The organism is Pseudomonas sp. TWI923 (assembly GCF_039673365.1).
Lineage (GTDB): Bacteria > Pseudomonadota > Gammaproteobacteria > Pseudomonadales > Pseudomonadaceae > Aquipseudomonas > Aquipseudomonas sichuanensis.
In genome coordinates, this window is sequence record NZ_JBDJLM010000003.1 from 25271 (window position 1) to 41684 (window position 16414).

Below are 16414 nucleotides of genomic sequence, written 5' to 3' on the forward strand. Positions count from 1 at the left end.
TGTGGGAGCCCCGCTGATTCGTGCAGGGGTTATCGGCAGGGCAGGGGCAAGCTGAAACGCTTTTTCAGCAGATTTGTAACTGCCTGAAAACGTTTGCGTTTATTCGAAATCATCGCGGGGCAAGCCCGCTCCCACGCGGTGGACCGCCCCAAAGCGTGGGAGCGGGCTTGCCCCGCGATGATCAAAGGCTACGGCTGGAGAAGGTATCGCACTGGTTCACATCGCCACTGCCGAACCCGGCCTTGAACCACCGCACCCGCTGTTGCGAGGTGCCGTGGGTGAACGAGTCGGGTACCACACGCCCCTGGCCCTGTTGCTGCAAGCGGTCGTCGCCGATGGCATTGGCGGCGTTCAGGGCTTCCTCCACGTCCCCCGGCTCCAGCCAGTTCAGGCGCTTTTGCGCCTGGTAGGCCCAGACGCCGGCCAGGCAGTCGGCCTGCAGCTCCTGGCGCACCAGCAAGCCATTGTCGCCTTCCAGGCGCTGGCCGCTGCGGCGAGCGGCGTCGACCTTGGCCGAGACCCCGAGCAGGGTCTGCACGTGATGGCCGATTTCGTGGGCGATCACGTAGGCCTGGGCGAAGTCGCCGGCGGCGGCGAAGCGGGTTTCCATTTCGCGGAAGAAGCTCATGTCCAGGTACACGCGCTGGTCGGCCGGGCAGTAGAAAGGCCCGACCGCCGCCGAGGCGAAACCACAGGCCGAGTTGACCTGGCCGCTGAACAGCACCAGTTTCGGGTCGCGGTACTGTTTGCCAGCCTGGGCGAACAAGGCTTTCCAGGTGTCTTCGGTGTCGCCGAGGATCGAGGCGACGAACGCCGCCTGTTCGTCGTTGGCGGGCGGTGCCTTGCTGCCGACATTGGCTGGGGCAGTCTGTTGCTGCTGGTCCATCTGCCCGGCCAGCTGGCCGAGGATCTGCAGCGGGTCCTGCCCGGTGAGCCAGCCGATGCCGACGATCAACAGGATGGCACCGAGCCCCAGGCCCTTGCCGCCGCCGAAACGCATGCCGCCGCCACCGCCACCTTCGCCGCGGGCATCGACCACGTTGTCGCTGCGTCGGCCTTTTCGCCATTCCATGTGCTGCTCTCCAGTTTTTTGAAACATGAAGTCAAAAGATTAGTTCAGCGCCGCGCTGGCCGTAGAGGTAAGCGCAAGAGCATAACCAAATGGTTATGCCTATGACCGCTGAATTCAATATTCATCCCGTCGTACCTGCCGGAAACTGCAAGTCCGCCTGCCACGCCCAGGCGACTTCATAATTCCAAAAGAGGTAACCGGCATGCCTGCCCAGGACACCAGCCGTTTCGTGATCCGTGATCGCAACTGGCACCCCAAGGCCTTCACCCCCGACTACAAGACCTCGGTCGCCCGCTCGCCGCGCCAGGCGTTGGTGAGCATCCCGCAGTCGATCAGCGAAAGCACCGGCCCGGACTTTTCCCACCTGCGCTTCGGCGAGCATGACCACGACCTGCTGCTGAACTTCAACAACGGTGGGCTGCCGATCGGCGAGCGGATCATCGTCGCCGGCCGCGTGGTCGACCAGTACGGCAAACCGGTGCCCAACACCCTGGTGGAAATGTGGCAGGCCAACGCGGGTGGCCGTTACCGGCACAAGAACGACCGCTACCTGGCGCCGCTGGACCCGAATTTCGGTGGCGTCGGTCGTTGCCTGACCGACCGCGACGGCTACTACAGCTTCCGCACCATCAAGCCTGGCCCGTACCCATGGCGCAACGGCCCCAACGACTGGCGCCCGGCGCATATCCACTTCTCCGTCAGCGGCCCGTCGATCGCTACCAAGCTGATCACCCAGCTGTATTTCGAGGGTGACCCGCTGATCCCGATGTGCCCGATCGTCAAGTCGATCGCCAACCCGGATGCGGTCGAGCGGCTGATCGCCAGGCTCGACATGAGCCACGCCAACCCCATGGATTGCCTGGCCTATCGCTTCGACATCGTCCTGCGCGGCCAGCGCCAGACCCACTTCGAAAACCGCTGAGGAGCACCGACATGCCTATCGAACTGCTGCCGGAAACCCCCTCGCAGACCGCCGGCCCCTACGTACACATCGGCCTGGCCCTGGAAGCGGCCGGCAACCCGACCCGTGACCAGGAAATCTGGAACCGCCTGGCCAAGGCCGATGCCCTGGGTGAGCACATCCTGCTGATCGGCCAGGTGTACGACGGCAATGGCCACCTGGTGCGTGATTCGTTCCTGGAAATCTGGCAGGCCGACGCCAACGGCCTGTACCAGGACGACTACAACCAGGAGAACGTCTTCAACAGCTTCGGCCGCACCGCCACCACCTTCGATGCCGGTGAATGGACCCTGCACACGGTCAAGCCGGGTGTGGTGAACAACGCCGCGGGCGTGCCGATGGCGCCGCACATCAACATCAGCCTGTTTGCCCGGGGCATCAATATCCACCTGCATACCCGGCTGTACTTCGATGACGAGGGCGAGGCGAACGCGAAGTGCCCGGTGCTCAACCTCATTGAACAGCCGCAGCGGCGCGAGACGCTGATTGCCAAGCGCTGTGAAGTGGAGGGGAAGACGGCGTATCGCTTCGATATCCGTATCCAGGGGGAAGGGGAGACGGTGTTCTTCGACTTCTGACCTGAGCAACGCATCGCGGGGCAAGCCCGCTCCCACTGGCCTTGTGCAAGGCCTTCGTGGGAGCGGGCTTGCCCCGCGATGCTTTCAGCGCCGAACCAGCAGGACGCCGCTTTCCATGTGATGGGTATAGGGGAACTGGTCGAACAGCGCGCAGCGTTCGATGCGATGGGTGTCCTGCAACTGGGCGATGTTCTGCGCCAGGGTCTCGGGGTTGCACGAGATGTACAGGATGCGCTCGAAGCGCCGGGTCAGTTCGCAGGTGTCCGGGTCCATGCCGGCGCGCGGCGGGTCGACGAACACGGTGCCGAAGTCGTAGGCCTTGAGGTCGATGCCTTCCAGGCGGCGGAACGGGCGGACCTCGTTCAGCGCCTGGGTCAGCTCTTCGGCCGACAGGCGCACCAGGCGCACGTTGTCCACGCCATTCTCGTCGAGGTTGTGCAGCGCGGCGTTGACCGAGGTCTTGCTGATCTCGGTGGCCAGCACCTGGCGGGCACGGGTGGCCAGCGGCAGGGTGAAGTTGCCGTTGCCGCAGTAAAGCTCCAGCAGGTCGTCGTCGCGCTCGCCCATGGCTTCGAAGGCCCAGCCGAGCATCTTCTGGTTCACCGCGCCGTTGGGCTGGGTGAACGCGCCTTCGGGTTGGCGATAGCTGAAGGTGCGGCCGGCGATGTCCAGTTTCTCTACCGCGTAGTCACGGCCGATCACCAGGCGCTTGCCCTTGGAGCGGCCGATGACGCTGACATTCAGCTCGGTGGCCAACTGCTGCGCGGCGGCTTCCCAGGCGTCGTCCAGCGGGCGGTGGTAGCACAGGGTGACCATGGCATCGCCGGCCAGGGTGGTGAGGAACTCCACCTGGAACAGGCGGTTGTTCAGCGCCTCATTGCCCTGCCAGGCGGCCTTCAGGCGCGGCATCAGTTGGTTGATGCGCTGGCTGGCGATAGGGAAGTCGTCGATCAGGATCGCCTTGTGCTTCTCGCCCGGGGCGAACATCGCGTAATGGCGCTGGCCGTCCTCGCGCCACAGGCGAAACTCCGCGCGCAGGCGGTAGTGCTCGCGCGGCGAGTCGAACACTGCAGGCTCGGGCGCCGCGAACGGCGCCAGCAGCTCACGCAGGCGGGCGACCTTGGTCGCCAGCTGCGCGTCGTATTGCGTAGGGTCGAAAACGGCACTCATGCGTTGAACCAGCCCAGCTTGATGACAAACAGAATGGACAGGATCACCAGCGCCGGGTTCAGGTCGTGGCGACGGCCGGACAGCAGCTTGATGGCGGTCCAGGCGATGAAGCCGAAGGCGATGCCGTTGGCGATCGAGTAGGTCAGCGGCATGGCCAGGGCGGTGACCACCACCGGCGCGGCTTCGGTAACGTCATCCCAGTTGATCTCGGCCAGGCCCGAGGCCATCAGCACGGCGACGAACAGCAGCGCCGGGGCGGTGGCGAAGGCGGGCACGCTGCCGGCCAGCGGGGCGAAGAACAGCGCCAGCAGGAACAGCACGGCGACCACGATGGCGGTCAGGCCGGTGCGGCCACCGGCACTGACGCCGGCGGCGGATTCGATGTAGCTGGTGGTGGTCGAGGTGCCCAGCAGCGAGCCGGCCATGGCGGCGGTGCTGTCGGCGATCAGGGCGCGGCCCATCTTCGGCATGTGGCCGTCCTTGCCCATCAGGCCGGCGCGCTTGGCCACGCCGATCAGGGTGCCGGAGTTGTCGAACAGGTCGACGAACAGGAAGGCGAAGATCACGCTGATCAGGCCGACGTCCAGTGCGCCCTTGATGTCCAGCTGCAGGAAGGTCGGTGCCAGCGACGGCGGCATCGAAACCACGCCGGCGAACGGGGTGACGCCCAGTACGATCGAAGCGATGGTCACCGCGAGGATACCGATCAGCACTGCGCCACGGACTTTCATGGCCTCGAGGGCGACGATCAGGAAGAAGCCCAGGGTGGCGAGGATCGGCGCTGGCTGCTTGAGGTCGCCCAGGCCCACCAGGGTGGCCTGGTTATCGACGACGATGCCGGCGTTATGCAGGGCGATCAGCGCCAGGAACAGACCGATACCGGCGGCAATGGCCGAGCGCAGCGGCAGCGGGATGCTGTTCACGATCCATTCGCGGATGCGGAAGATCGACAGCAGGAAGAACAGCACGGCGGACAGGAACACCGCACCCAGCGCCACCTGCCAGGTGTGGCCCATGTGCAGGACCACGGTGTAGGTGAAGAAGGCGTTCAGGCCCATGCCCGGCGCCAGGGCGATCGGGTAGTTGGCGATGATGCCCATGGTCACCGAGCCGATGGCCGCGGCCAGGCAGGTGGCGACGAAGATCGCGCCCTTGTCCATGCCGGTCTCGCCGAGGATGCTCGGGTTGACGAACAGGATGTAGGCCATGGCCAGGAAGGTGGTGACGCCCGCGAGAATCTCGGTGCGCACGTTGGTGTTGTGTGCCTTTAGTTGAAACAGCCTTTCCAGCATGCCTGCTCCCAGGGCGCCTCGCGCCGTGAATGTATCGTCCCCAACAGCAAAGCACAGACCGTACCGGATGCCGCGGTTTTGCGTGGGGGGCAAAAAAGCCGCGCATCATACCAGCATGGGGGGCGGGGGCCTATGGCCATTGGGGAGAGGGCATTCCGTAGCCTGTGCCGGCCCTTTCGCGGGTAAACCCGCTCCCACAGGGATCGCGCGGCCTCTTGGCCCTGTGCAATACCTGTGGGAGCGGCGGTGCGCCGATGCGATTTACCCGCGAAGAGGCCGGCACAGGCAACCGGTCAACCGTTATGCAGCCGGTCGCGGTGGGTCAGGGTCGGGAACAGTTTCATCCACACCCCGGTCACCACCAGGGTGCCGACACCACCGAGCACCACCGCCGGCACTGTGCCAAACCAGTGCGCGGTGAGCCCTGATTCGAACTCGCCGAGCTGGTTCGAGGCGCCGATGAACAGCCCGTTCACCGCACTCACCCGGCCGCGCATTTCATCCGGGGTCTCCAGCTGCACGAAGGCGCCACGGATGACCATGCTGATCATGTCAGCCGCGCCCAGCACCACCAGCACCGCCAGGGAGAACCAGAACGAGGTGCTCAAGCCGAAAGCGATGGTCGCCACGCCGAACACCCCCACCGCAGTGAACATGACCAGGCCCACCTTGCGTTCCACCGGGAAGCGCGCCAGCCACAGCGACATCAGCAGCGCGCCCACCGCCGGGGCCGAACGCAGCAGGCCCAGGCCCCAGGCGCCGGTGAGCAGGATGTCCTTGGCGAACACCGGCAGCAACGCGGTGGCGCCGCCCAGCAGTACGGCGAACAAGTCCAGCGAAATGGCGCCGAGGATGTCCGGGCGGCTGCGGATGAAGCGGATGCCGGCCAGCAGCGACTCAAAGCTCGCGCGGCCTTGCTGGAGTGGTTGCTGGCGGGCGTCGAGGCTGAGCATGAGCAGGCAGGCGATCACATACAGGGCCACGGTCGGGGCATACACCCAGATGCTGCCGAAGGCATACAGGAAACCGCCCACCGCCGGGGCGACGATGGTCGCGGTCTGGGTCGCCGAGGCCGACGCCGCCACCGCCCGCGGGAACAGCCCCGGCGGCACCACGTTGGGCAGCAGCGCCTGGGTGGCCGGCATCTCGAACGAGCGGGTGGCGCCGAGCAGGAAGGCCAGCACGAAGATCAGCTCGCGGCTGACGTTGTCAGTGACACTGCCAAGGGCCAATGCCAGGGCGATCAGCGCCTGCAAGGTCTGGCAAAGCGCGGCGACCTTGCGCCGGTCATAGCGGTCGGCAACGTGCCCGGTGTGCAGCATGAACAGCACGCGCGGGGCAAATTCCACCAGCCCGACCAGGCCCAGATCGAGCACATTGCCCGTCAACTGGTAGAGGTGCCAGCCGATCGCCACGGTGAGCATCTGGAAGCCGCTGGCAGTGAAGACGCGGGCCAGCCAGAAGGCCATGAAAGGGCGGTGATGACGCAGCAATTGCGGGGCGGAGTCGGACATCGGCAGGCCTGTAACCTCGGCAATAGAGGGGTCTGCAGAGTAGCATCTGTTTGTAACATTTAGTTGCTGAATGTCGAGATGGACAGTTTTTCAGTGCCTGGAAAAGGGGGTGGGACAACGGGTCACGCGGCAATCAACCACACATCTTGTGACTTGATTCGGGACTATGCTTCCAGACATTCGTTGACTTGGATCAATCGTTCCAGATGCAACGAATTTGGCCCTTGGGCCGGAATCCCTGCGATCGAACAGAACAATTCCAACGAGCCGCACTCGATCACTGTGGGGGCAGTGGGCGACAAGGGCCACAAGCCTGGACGCCGGATTATCTGAAGAGGAAGCACCATGTTCGGATTAGAAGCCCTAGAGCTCGCCCGAATCCAGTTTGCCTTTACCGTGTCCTTTCACATTCTGTTCCCGGCCATCACCATTGGCCTGGCGAGCTACCTGGCGGTTCTCGAAGGCCTTTGGCTCAAGACCGGCAACAACACCTACCGTGACCTCTACCACTTCTGGTCGAAGATCTTCGCCGTCAACTTCGGCATGGGCGTGGTCTCCGGCCTGGTCATGGCCTACCAGTTCGGCACCAACTGGAGCCAGTTCTCCGACTTCGCAGGTTCCATCACCGGCCCCTTGCTGACCTACGAGGTACTGACGGCCTTCTTCCTCGAGGCCGGCTTCCTTGGCGTCATGCTGTTCGGCTGGAACCGTGTCGGCCGAGGCCTGCACTTCTTCGCCACCTGCATGGTGGCGCTCGGCACCTTGGTCTCGACCTTCTGGATCCTGGCGTCCAACAGCTGGATGCAGACCCCCCAGGGCTACGAGATCGTCAATGGTCAGGTGATCCCGGTGGACTGGTTCGCGGTGATCTTCAACCCGTCCTTCCCCTACCGCCTGATGCACATGGCCACCGCCGCCTTCGTCGCCACGGCGTTCTTCGTCGGGGCCTCGGCGGCCTGGCACCTGTTGCGTGGCCGGGATAACCCGGCGGTGCGCAAGATGCTGTCGATGGCCATGTGGATGGCGCTGATCGTCGCGCCGATCCAGGCGGTGATCGGTGACTTCCACGGCCTCAACACCCTCAAGCACCAGCCGGTGAAGATCGCGGCCATCGAGGGCCATTGGGAAAACAAACCCGGTGAACCGACGCCGCTTATCCTGTTCGGCATCCCGGACATGAAAGCCGAAACCACCCGCTTCAAGATCGAGATCCCGGCCCTGGGCAGCCTGATTCTTACCCACAGCCTGGACAAGCAAGTACCGGCAATGAAGGAGTTCCCGCCCGAAGACCGGCCCAACTCGACCATCGTGTTCTGGTCGTTCCGGGTCATGGTCGGCCTGGGCATGCTGATGATCTTCGTTGGCCTGTGGAGCCTGTGGCTGCGCAAGCGAGGCACCCTGTACAGCTCGCGGCCGTTCCTCTACCTGACCCTGTGGATGGGCCCGTCGGGGCTGATCGCCATCCTCGCTGGCTGGTTCACCACCGAGATCGGTCGCCAGCCATGGGTGGTCTATGGGCTGATGCGTACCGCCGACGGTGTGTCCAACCATAGTTATGCGCAGCTCGGTTTCACCCTGGTGATGTTCGTGGTGGTGTACTTCGCCCTGTTCGGCACCGGCATCGGCTACATGATGCGGCTGGTGCGCAAAGGGCCGAAAACCGGCGAAGGAGAGGAACACACCCCAGGTGGCCCTGGCCAGCAACGTACGCCGGCGCGGCCGCTGTCCGCCGCCGATGATGGCCATGAGGCCACCTCCACCCGCCTGAGCGAGGGGAACTGAGATGGGTATCGATCTTCCGCTGATCTGGGCCGTGATCATCATCTTCGGCGTGATGATGTACGTGGTGATGGACGGTTTCGACCTTGGGATCGGCATGCTCTTCCCGTTCGTCCAGGACGAGCGTGACCGTGATGTGATGATGAACACCGTCGCCCCGGTATGGGACGGCAACGAAACCTGGTTGGTGCTGGGTGGCGCCGCGCTGTTCGGCGCCTTCCCGCTGGCCTACTCGGTGGTGCTGGAAGCGCTGTACCTGCCGCTGATCCTGATGCTGGTGGGGCTGATCTTCCGCGGCGTGGCCTTCGAGTTCCGCTTCAAGGCGCGGGCCAACAAGCGGCATATCTGGGACAAGGCGTTCATCTGGGGCTCGCTGGTGGCCACCTTCTTCCAGGGCGTGGCCCTGGGCGCCTTCATCGAAGGCTTCAAGGTGGTCGACCGCAAGTTCGTCGGCGGCTACCTGGACTGGCTGACGCCGTTCACCCTGTTCTCCGGCCTGGGCCTGATCGTCGCCTACACCCTGCTGGGCTGTACCTGGCTGATCATGAAAACCGAAGGGCCGCTGCAACAGAAGATGCACGACATGGCGCGGCCCCTGGCGCTGGTGCTGCTGGCAGTGATCGGCATCGTCAGCCTGTGGACACCGATCGCCTACCCGCAGATCGCCGACCGCTGGTTCAGCATGCCTAACCTGGTGTGGTTCATGCCGGTGCCGCTACTGGTGATGGTGACCTTCTATGGCCTGCTGCGCGCGGTGGCACGTAATGCGCACTACACGCCGTTCCTGCTCACCCTGGTGCTGATCTTCCTTGGCTACAGCGGATTGGGGATCAGCCTGTGGCCCAACATCATCCCGCCGTCGATCAGCATCTGGGATGCCGCCGCACCGCCGCAGAGCCAGGGCTTCATGCTGGTGGGCACGCTGTTCATCCTGCCGTTCATCCTCGGGTACACCTACTGGAGCTACTACGTGTTCCGCGGCAAGGTGACCCATGAAGACGGCTATCACTAGGAGCGCGCCATGATGGATGTCGAACAGAAGAAACCGTTGTGGCAACGCCTGGGCTGGCTGGTGCTGATCTGGGCGCTGAGTGTCGCGGCGCTTGGGGTATTCGCCTACGGGATGCGGATGTTCATGAGTGCTGCGGGGTTGAGCACGCACTGAGCCTGCATCGAAACCATCGCGGGTAGCGTGGGAACAACTGTCGTCTTGTAGGAGCGGCCTTGTGTCGCGATAGGGCCGCAGAGCGGCCCCAGGATTTCAGCGTTAATGCAGAAATCGCCGGGGCCGCTTTGCGGCCCTATCGCGGCACAAGGCCGCTCCTACAGTGGACGTGCAAGCCCGTTTAGTGGGGCTGCCTTACTTGCGGGCCTTGAGCACGACGAACTTCGGCGTCGCCGCTACTTGCTCCACACCTCTGAACAACCGCGCCAGCTTGCTGTGGTAGCCCAGGTGCCGGTTGCCGACGATGTACAACGCTCCCCCCACCTCCAGCGCCTCCCGTGCCTGCTGGAACATGCGCCAGGCGAGGAAATCGCCGACCACCTGCTGCTGGTGGAACGGCGGGTTGCACAACACCACGTCCAGCGACTGCTTGGCAATCCCCGCCAGGCCATCCGCCGCCTCAATGGCTACTTCACGATCGCCCAGCGCGGCCTGCCAGTTGTCACGGGCCGATTGCACCGCCATGTACGACTCGTCCACCAGGGTGTAATGCGCGTCAGGGTTCGCCAGGGCGCTGGCGATGGCCAGTACGCCATTGCCGCAGCCCAGGTCTGCCACCCGGGCGCGGCCCAGGTCGCGGGGCAGGTGCGGCAGGAAGGCACGGGTGCCGATGTCCAGGCCTTCGCGGCAGAACACGTTGGCGTGGTTGACCAGCTCCAGTGCCGGCGCGTCGAGGCGGTAGCGGCTAGGGTAGGGGGACTGGGCGAGTGGGCGCTCGGCGACCGTGGCGGTGAGCAGCCGGGCCTTCTTCTGGGCCAGCGAGGCCTGGACCGGGCCGATGTATTTTTCCATCAGGTCGCCGGCCGCACGTGGCAGGTGCTTGATCATGGCGCCGGCGATCACCTGAGCGCCGGGGGCCAGGTGGCCCTGCAGGCGGATCAGCTGTTCTTCGAGCAGGGCCAGGGTTTTCGGTACGCGCACCAGCACGCGATCGAAGGGCCCTTGCCAGTACTGGTTGGCGGGTACGAAAGGCACGGCATCGAACGGCTTGCCGTTGCCGGCCAGGTTCTTCTCCAGCGCCATGCGCGCCAGGTGCGAGTCGCCGCTGCTGATGACATCCAACGTGCCGGCCAGGCTGGCGGCCAGGGCGCCGAAGCTGTCGTTGAGCACCAGCACCCGGCAGCCTGCGACCGGTGCTTGGGCCGCCAGGTGCTCCAGCAGGTACTGGTCGGCGGCGTCGAACGCCAGCAGCGGGTCGTTGGCCTGTTCCGGCTGGCGAATCAGGTCGAGGTCGGCGAAGGGGCTGTTGAACAGTGGCATTAAGTACGGCTCGGCGCGAATCTGGCCGTCGCGGTGCGCGACGGGCTTGAGGTACGCGATTCTACAGGGCTTTGCGCTTCGAGGGGGTTACAGCAGGCCTTGGCGGAAGACGTTGACGATGGCTGCCACCTTGTTGTTTGTGTTGGTCTTGGCGATCACGCTGCGGATGTGGAAGTTCACGGTGCTGGTGGATAGCGAGAGTATCTTGGCGACATCCTCGGCGATTTTGCCTTCCGAGGACCACTTAATCACTTCCAGCTCACGCTTGCTCAGTGGCGGATAGTGCTCTTCGCTGGCCATATGCTGTTCGCTCACTGCGGCATGCAGCACCTGGCACAACCACATGATCTGTGCGCCGTTTTCATAGAGTTCGATGGGGCGAATCGGGTCGTCTGGCCGGGCTACACTCAGCTGGCTCTCGTTGTGCAGTTGATCGAACAACGATTGCGTCCAGCCATGGCGCAGGCCGTGGGCACAGGCTGACTCGCGCAGCTGCGGCATTTCTTTGAACAGGTCGTCGTTCCACAACAGCGGCAGGGTAGTCTTGCGGCATTCGCAGCAAGCCGGGTCGCTGTTCATGAACTCGTGCTGATAGACCTGGTGCCACTCGTCCGGGTAGTTGCTGCGGAAACTCACCTTGGGGGCTTTACCCGCGACATGCATGTGGGTCGCCAGGCTGACGAATTGCAGACCGAGTGCCTGCACCAGCTCAACCGCCTGGAGGAACAATCTGTCGGGGTCGTGCTCCCCCAGCATCTGTTGAAGCTGTTCGCTGTGCCACTGTGACATGGGTGAAACTCCCTGAAATCCGATGGATCCAATTACCGGGCTGCACGGGCCAATTGTAGGAAAAGTCCTCGTGATGCGCTGGGTTTTTTTGCTATAGCTGTCGCATTTCTTGCGCAGCTTTTTGTCAGCCAAAAACGATGCCCTACAATCCGGTGGTGTTTATCCCCGGCGCTTTGCGAGACACTTGGCGCATCTGATTTATGGAGCCCGTCATGACCGCCAGCGCCGACAAGTTCACCCGCCAGACCCTGCTCGATGTTCAGCCCCTGACGCCGAACCTGTTCAGCCTGCGGGTCAGCCGTGATCCAGGCTTTCGCTTCCGCTCCGGGCAGTTCGCCCGCCTGGGCGTGACCAAGGCCGATGGCAGCGTGGTATGGCGCGCCTACTCGATGGTCAGCGCACCCCACGACGAATTCCTCGACTTCTTTTCCATCGTGGTGCCCGGCGGTGAGTTCACCAGCGAGCTGAGCCGGTTGGGCGCGGGCGATACCTTGCTGATCGACCGCCAGGCATTCGGCTACCTGACCCTCGACCGCTTTACCGGTGGCCGCGACCTGTGGCTGTTGGCTACCGGCACCGGTATCGCGCCGTTCATGTCGATCCTGCAGGACTTCGAGGCCTGGGAGCGCTTCGACAACATCAAACTGGTGTACTCGGTGCGCGAGGCCAAGGAGCTGGCGTATGTACAGGAGATCGCCGGGCTTGAGCAACGCGACTACCTGGCGGAGTTCGCCGGCAAGTTGCAGTTCATTCCGGTGGTGACCCGAGAGCCGCATCCGGGGGCGTTGAATGCGCGGATCACCACGCTGATTGAAAACGGCGAGCTGGAGCGCGCGGCGGGGCTGGAGCTGTCGCCTGAGCATTCGCGGATCATGCTGTGCGGCAACCCGGACATGATCGATGAGACGCGCAAGGTGCTCAAGGCGCGCGACTTGCAATTGAGCCTGAGCAAGCGGCCAGGGCAGGTTGCGGTGGAGAACTACTGGTAATAAGCGGCAAGCTTCGAGCTGCAAGCCGCAAGAAAAAGCCGGACCGCAGATGCTGACAGATCGCGGTCCGGCTTTTTCTTGCAGCTTGTAGCTTGTAGCTTGTAGCTTGCCGCTTACTTCTGGTTCTGCGCCTTGAGCAGGTCGCGGATCTCGGTCAGCAGGGTTTCTTCAGCGCTTGGTACCGGTGGCGCGCTCGGTGCCACGGCTTCTTCGCGCTTGAGGCGGTTGATCGCTTTCACGCCCATGAAGATGGCGAAGGCGACGATGATGAAGTCGAGGATGGTCTGGATGAACTTGCCGTAGGCCAGGACCACGGCCGGTACATCGCCCTCGGCGGCCTTCAGGGTAATGGCCAGGTCACTGAAGTCCACACCACCGATCAGCAGGCCGATGGGGGGCATGATCACGTCGCCGACGAACGACGAGACGATCTTGCCGAAGGCGGCGCCGATGATGATACCGACGGCCATGTCCACGACATTTCCTTTGACGGCGAAGGCCTTGAACTCACTGAGCATGCCCATGTGCGATTTCCTTGTAACAAATGGTGAGGTAGACGCAGTGTAAGCCACTTAAACGCTTCATGCGTGGCATTCAGGGCTACTGACTGCGGTTAGAGCGAATAGTTTTGTCGCCTCTCGGTGCGTTCGGGACACGTCCGGCTTCGGCTATCATGGCGGTTTTTTCCAGGAGACTGCGCCCATGGCCAAGGCCAAGCGTTTGTATGGCTGTACCGAATGTGGCGCGACTTTCCCCAAATGGGCCGGCCAGTGCGGCGAGTGCGGCGCCTGGAACACCCTGGTCGAGACCATGATCGAAAGCGGCGGCGCGGCGGCCCCCAGCGGTCGGGCCGGCTGGGCCGGGCAGCAGGCGCAGATCAAGACCCTCGCCGAGGTCAGCGTCGAAGAGATCCCGCGCTTCACCACCAGCAGCACCGAGCTTGACCGGGTGCTCGGGGGTGGCCTGGTCGATGGTTCGGTGGTGTTGATCGGCGGCGACCCGGGCATCGGCAAATCGACCATCCTGCTGCAGACCCTGTGCAACATCGCCACGCAGATGCCGGCGCTGTACGTCACCGGCGAAGAATCGCAGCAGCAGGTGGCCATGCGCTCGCGGCGCCTGGGGCTGCCCCAGGACCAGCTCAAGGTCATGACCGAAACCTGCATCGAGGCGATCATCGCCACTGCCCGCCAGGAGAAGCCGCGGGTGATGGTGATCGACTCGATCCAGACCATTTTCACCGAGCAGCTGCAATCGGCCCCGGGTGGCGTGGCCCAGGTACGCGAAAGCGCGGCGCTGCTGGTGCGCTATGCCAAGCAGAGCGGCACGGCGATCTTCCTGGTCGGCCACGTCACCAAGGAAGGTTCGCTGGCCGGCCCGCGCGTGCTGGAGCACATGGTCGACACCGTGCTGTATTTCGAGGGTGAATCGGACGGGCGCCTGCGCCTGCTGCGGGCGGTGAAGAACCGCTTCGGCGCAGTCAACGAACTGGGCGTGTTTGGCATGACCGATCGCGGCCTCAAGGAAGTCTCCAACCCTTCGGCGATCTTCCTCAACCGTACCCAGGAAGAGGTGCCCGGCAGCGTGGTGATGGCCACTTGGGAAGGTACCCGGCCGATGCTGGTGGAGGTGCAGGCACTGGTCGATGACAGCCACCTGGCCAACCCGCGGCGGGTGACCCTGGGCCTGGACCAGAACCGCCTGGCCATGCTGTTGGCGGTGCTGCACCGGCACGGCAGCATCCCCACCCACGACCAGGATGTGTTCCTCAACGTGGTCGGCGGGGTCAAGGTGCTGGAGACCGCCTCTGACCTGGCGCTGCTGGCGGCGGTGATGTCGAGCCTGCGCAACCGGCCGCTGGCCCACGACCTGCTGGTGTTCGGCGAGATCGGCCTGTCTGGCGAGGTGCGCCCGGTGCCCAGCGGCCAGGAGCGCCTCAAGGAGGCTGCCAAGCATGGCTTCAAGCGTGCCATCGTGCCTAAGGGCAATGCGCCGAAAGAGGCGCCGGCGGGCTTGCAGGTGATTGCCGTGACGCGTCTGGAGCAGGCCTTGGATGCATTGTTCGAATAGTCGGCTTCTTGCAAGTGATTCTCAATAGCTAGTAGCATGCCGCCACCTTGCGACCATCGTATGGAGTGCGTGTGGCGGAGTTCGACCTCAAGCGGCTGTTCCTCAAGCACGCGAAAAACCTGCAGGCCATGCTTTCGCGCAAGGTGCGCGACCCGCAATTGGCCGCCGACCTGGTGCAGGACAGTTTCCTGCGCCTGGCCGAGCAGCAGCACGTCGACCGCATCGACAATGCCCAGGCCTACCTGTACCGCACGGCCCACAACCTGATGGTCGATCATGTGCGCCAGCAGCAGCGGCGCAAGACCGATCTGGTCCCCCACGAAGCGCTGGAAAGCATCATCGAGGACGGCCCCGGGCTCGACGAGCAGGCTGCCCGCATCCAGCACCTGCGCCGCTTGCAGGCGATCCTCGAGGCGTTGCCCGAACGTACCCGGCAGGTGTTTCGCCTCAATCGCCTGGAGGGCATGACCCACGCCGAAGTCGCGCGTCACCTGGGTATTTCCGACAGCTCCGTGCAGAAGCATCTGGCCAAGGCCCTAGCCTATGTGATGCAGTGCCTGCAGGAAGTGGAATGACCAACGGTTTACTGACAAACGCCGCTTCAGACGTCAGCCCAGACATAACCAGATCGCGAGAGAACCGTGTGAGCAGCCAGAACGAGCAAGCCATCCGCGAGCAGGCCGCCGAGTGGGTGGTGCTGCAAGGCGCCGGCCCCCTGAGCAGTGTGCAGCAGCAGGCGCTGGAGCAGTGGTGTGCGAGTGACCCGCGCCATGCCCAGGCCTTTGCCTTCGCGCAGGCGACCTGGGGCGACCTGGGGCAACTGGCGGGCCTTGCTCCCGCTGGCGCGCCGCATCGCGCGCCGCTGCCGCGCAGTGCGCGCACGCCTGCCCGGCGCAGGGGTTCGCGTATTCGGCGGGCTGTGGCCTGCAGCGCGTTGGTACTGCTGGCGGTGCTGGGGGTGGAGCAGGGGCCCGGCCTGCTGCTGGACTGGCGCGCGGACTACGTCACCGCTGCTGGCGAAGTGCGTCGGGTGACCTTGCCCGATGGCAGCCTGGTCGATCTCGACAGCCGCAGTGCCTTGCAGCTGGCCTTCGATGGCCAGCAGCGGCGGGTGCGCCTGCTGGCCGGCGATGCAGTGTTCAGTGCAGCGCCGGTCACGGCCGCCGAGCCACGGCCGTTCGTGGTCGATTATGCCGGCGCCAGCACGCGGGCCCTGGGCACGCGGTTCGTGGTCGGCATGGCGGGCGAGGGCGGTTGGGTCGGCATGCTCGAACACAGTGTCGAGGTAAAACTGCAAGCCGCGCCGGTACAGGGCGTGACCAGCCAGCTGTTGCAGCAGGGCCAGGCGCTGCGCTACGACCAGGCCCAGGGCGTTCGCCTGTGGCCAGGGCGTGACCTGCAGCGGGCCACCGACTGGCAGCGTGGGGTGCTGGTGTTCGAACGCCAGCCGCTGGCCGAGGTGGTCGAACGGCTCAATCGCTACCGTGACGGGCGCTTGCTGGTGGTCGACGCGGCCCTGGCGCAGCGCCAGGTCAGTGGGGTGTTCCGCCTCGACAACCTGGCCGTGGCAGCCGATGTGCTCACCGCCGAACTCAAGGCCGAACGCCTGCAATTGCCTGGCTTGACGCTGATCTACTGAACCGCTGAAAAAAACTTTCGTTTCGCGTTACTGAGTTTTCCCGCGTCGCACGTCTGATTGTTGAGATTGATTTTCA

The 16414-nt window shown here is 64.3% G+C and carries 16 protein-coding genes; 9 read left to right on the top strand and 7 right to left on the bottom strand.

What is annotated here, in order from left to right:
* Positions 1-181: 181 nt before the first annotated feature.
* Positions 182-1072 (bottom strand): neutral zinc metallopeptidase, encoded by an 891-nt coding sequence (locus ABE459_RS02135; RefSeq protein ID WP_125465611.1) that lies wholly within the window; start codon positions 1070-1072, stop codon positions 182-184.
* Between the two features lie 202 nt (positions 1073-1274).
* Here ABE459_RS02135 and pcaH point away from each other — a divergent pair, with 202 nt between their 5' ends.
* Positions 1275-1994 carry a protocatechuate 3,4-dioxygenase subunit beta gene (gene pcaH / locus ABE459_RS02140; protein WP_125465610.1) on the top strand — a complete coding sequence of 240 codons (720 nt, stop codon included), beginning with the start codon at positions 1275-1277 and terminating at the stop codon, positions 1992-1994.
* A gap of 11 nt (positions 1995-2005) precedes the next feature.
* Positions 2006-2611 (top strand): protocatechuate 3,4-dioxygenase subunit alpha, encoded by a 606-nt coding sequence (pcaG, locus tag ABE459_RS02145; RefSeq protein WP_323833093.1) that lies wholly within the window; start codon positions 2006-2008, stop codon positions 2609-2611.
* An 84-nt stretch (positions 2612-2695) separates the two neighbouring features.
* On the opposite strand, the gene trmA is transcribed toward pcaG, so the two are convergent.
* The 3 genes from trmA to ABE459_RS02160 form a co-directional block, all read right to left on the bottom strand.
* Positions 2696-3781, bottom strand: coding sequence for a tRNA (uridine(54)-C5)-methyltransferase TrmA (gene trmA / locus ABE459_RS02150; RefSeq protein ID WP_323833091.1), 1086 nt, complete (start codon positions 3779-3781; stop codon positions 2696-2698).
* Positions 3778-5073 (bottom strand): NCS2 family permease, encoded by a 1296-nt coding sequence (locus ABE459_RS02155; protein WP_153788673.1) that lies wholly within the window; start codon positions 5071-5073, stop codon positions 3778-3780. The genes trmA and ABE459_RS02155 overlap by 4 nt, the downstream gene beginning before the upstream one ends.
* Before the next feature lie 293 nt (positions 5074-5366).
* Entirely contained in the window at positions 5367-6587 is a 1221-nt protein-coding gene (locus ABE459_RS02160; protein WP_323833089.1) for an MFS transporter, read from the bottom strand.
* A 345-nt stretch (positions 6588-6932) separates the two neighbouring features.
* Here ABE459_RS02160 and ABE459_RS02165 point away from each other — a divergent pair, with 345 nt between their 5' ends.
* The 3 genes from ABE459_RS02165 to ABE459_RS02175 are packed head-to-tail and all read left to right on the top strand — an operon-like array spanning position 6933 to position 9531.
* Positions 6933-8369 (top strand): cytochrome ubiquinol oxidase subunit I, encoded by a 1437-nt coding sequence (locus ABE459_RS02165; RefSeq protein WP_125465603.1) that lies wholly within the window; start codon positions 6933-6935, stop codon positions 8367-8369.
* A gap of 1 nt (position 8370) precedes the next feature.
* Positions 8371-9378 carry a cytochrome d ubiquinol oxidase subunit II gene (gene cydB, locus ABE459_RS02170; RefSeq protein ID WP_125465602.1) on the top strand — a complete coding sequence of 336 codons (1008 nt, stop codon included), beginning with the start codon at positions 8371-8373 and terminating at the stop codon, positions 9376-9378.
* Positions 9379-9390: 12 nt separating this feature from the next.
* Entirely contained in the window at positions 9391-9531 is a 141-nt protein-coding gene (locus tag ABE459_RS02175; RefSeq protein ID WP_178125879.1) for a DUF2474 domain-containing protein, read from the top strand.
* Positions 9532-9726: 195 nt separating this feature from the next.
* Here ABE459_RS02175 and ABE459_RS02180 read toward each other — a convergent pair whose 3' ends face one another.
* Entirely contained in the window at positions 9727-10851 is a 1125-nt protein-coding gene (locus tag ABE459_RS02180) for a methyltransferase (RefSeq protein WP_346647910.1), read from the bottom strand.
* 87 nt (positions 10852-10938) lie between these two features.
* Positions 10939-11640 carry an autoinducer binding domain-containing protein gene (locus tag ABE459_RS02185; protein ID WP_125465599.1) on the bottom strand — a complete coding sequence of 234 codons (702 nt, stop codon included), beginning with the start codon at positions 11638-11640 and terminating at the stop codon, positions 10939-10941.
* A 212-nt stretch (positions 11641-11852) separates the two neighbouring features.
* On the opposite strand from ABE459_RS02185, the gene ABE459_RS02190 reads away from it, so the two are divergent.
* On the top strand, positions 11853-12629 hold the full coding sequence (locus ABE459_RS02190; protein WP_125465598.1) for a ferredoxin--NADP reductase: 777 nt from the start codon (positions 11853-11855) through the stop codon (positions 12627-12629).
* A 113-nt stretch (positions 12630-12742) separates the two neighbouring features.
* On the opposite strand, the gene mscL is transcribed toward ABE459_RS02190, so the two are convergent.
* A complete protein-coding gene (mscL, locus tag ABE459_RS02195; RefSeq protein ID WP_125465597.1) occupies positions 12743-13153 on the bottom strand; it encodes a large-conductance mechanosensitive channel protein MscL in 411 nt (136 codons plus the stop codon).
* A 178-nt stretch (positions 13154-13331) separates the two neighbouring features.
* Here mscL and radA point away from each other — a divergent pair, with 178 nt between their 5' ends.
* The 3 genes from radA to ABE459_RS02210 all read left to right on the top strand — a co-directional run bounded on the left by radA (position 13332) and on the right by ABE459_RS02210 (position 16338).
* On the top strand, positions 13332-14699 hold the full coding sequence (radA, locus tag ABE459_RS02200) for a DNA repair protein RadA (RefSeq protein ID WP_323833084.1): 1368 nt from the start codon (positions 13332-13334) through the stop codon (positions 14697-14699).
* Positions 14700-14770: 71 nt separating this feature from the next.
* Positions 14771-15274 (top strand): RNA polymerase sigma factor, encoded by a 504-nt coding sequence (locus ABE459_RS02205; protein WP_323833082.1) that lies wholly within the window; start codon positions 14771-14773, stop codon positions 15272-15274.
* A 68-nt stretch (positions 15275-15342) separates the two neighbouring features.
* On the top strand, positions 15343-16338 hold the full coding sequence (locus tag ABE459_RS02210) for a FecR domain-containing protein (RefSeq protein ID WP_323833080.1): 996 nt from the start codon (positions 15343-15345) through the stop codon (positions 16336-16338).
* Positions 16339-16414: the final 76 nt, after the last annotated feature.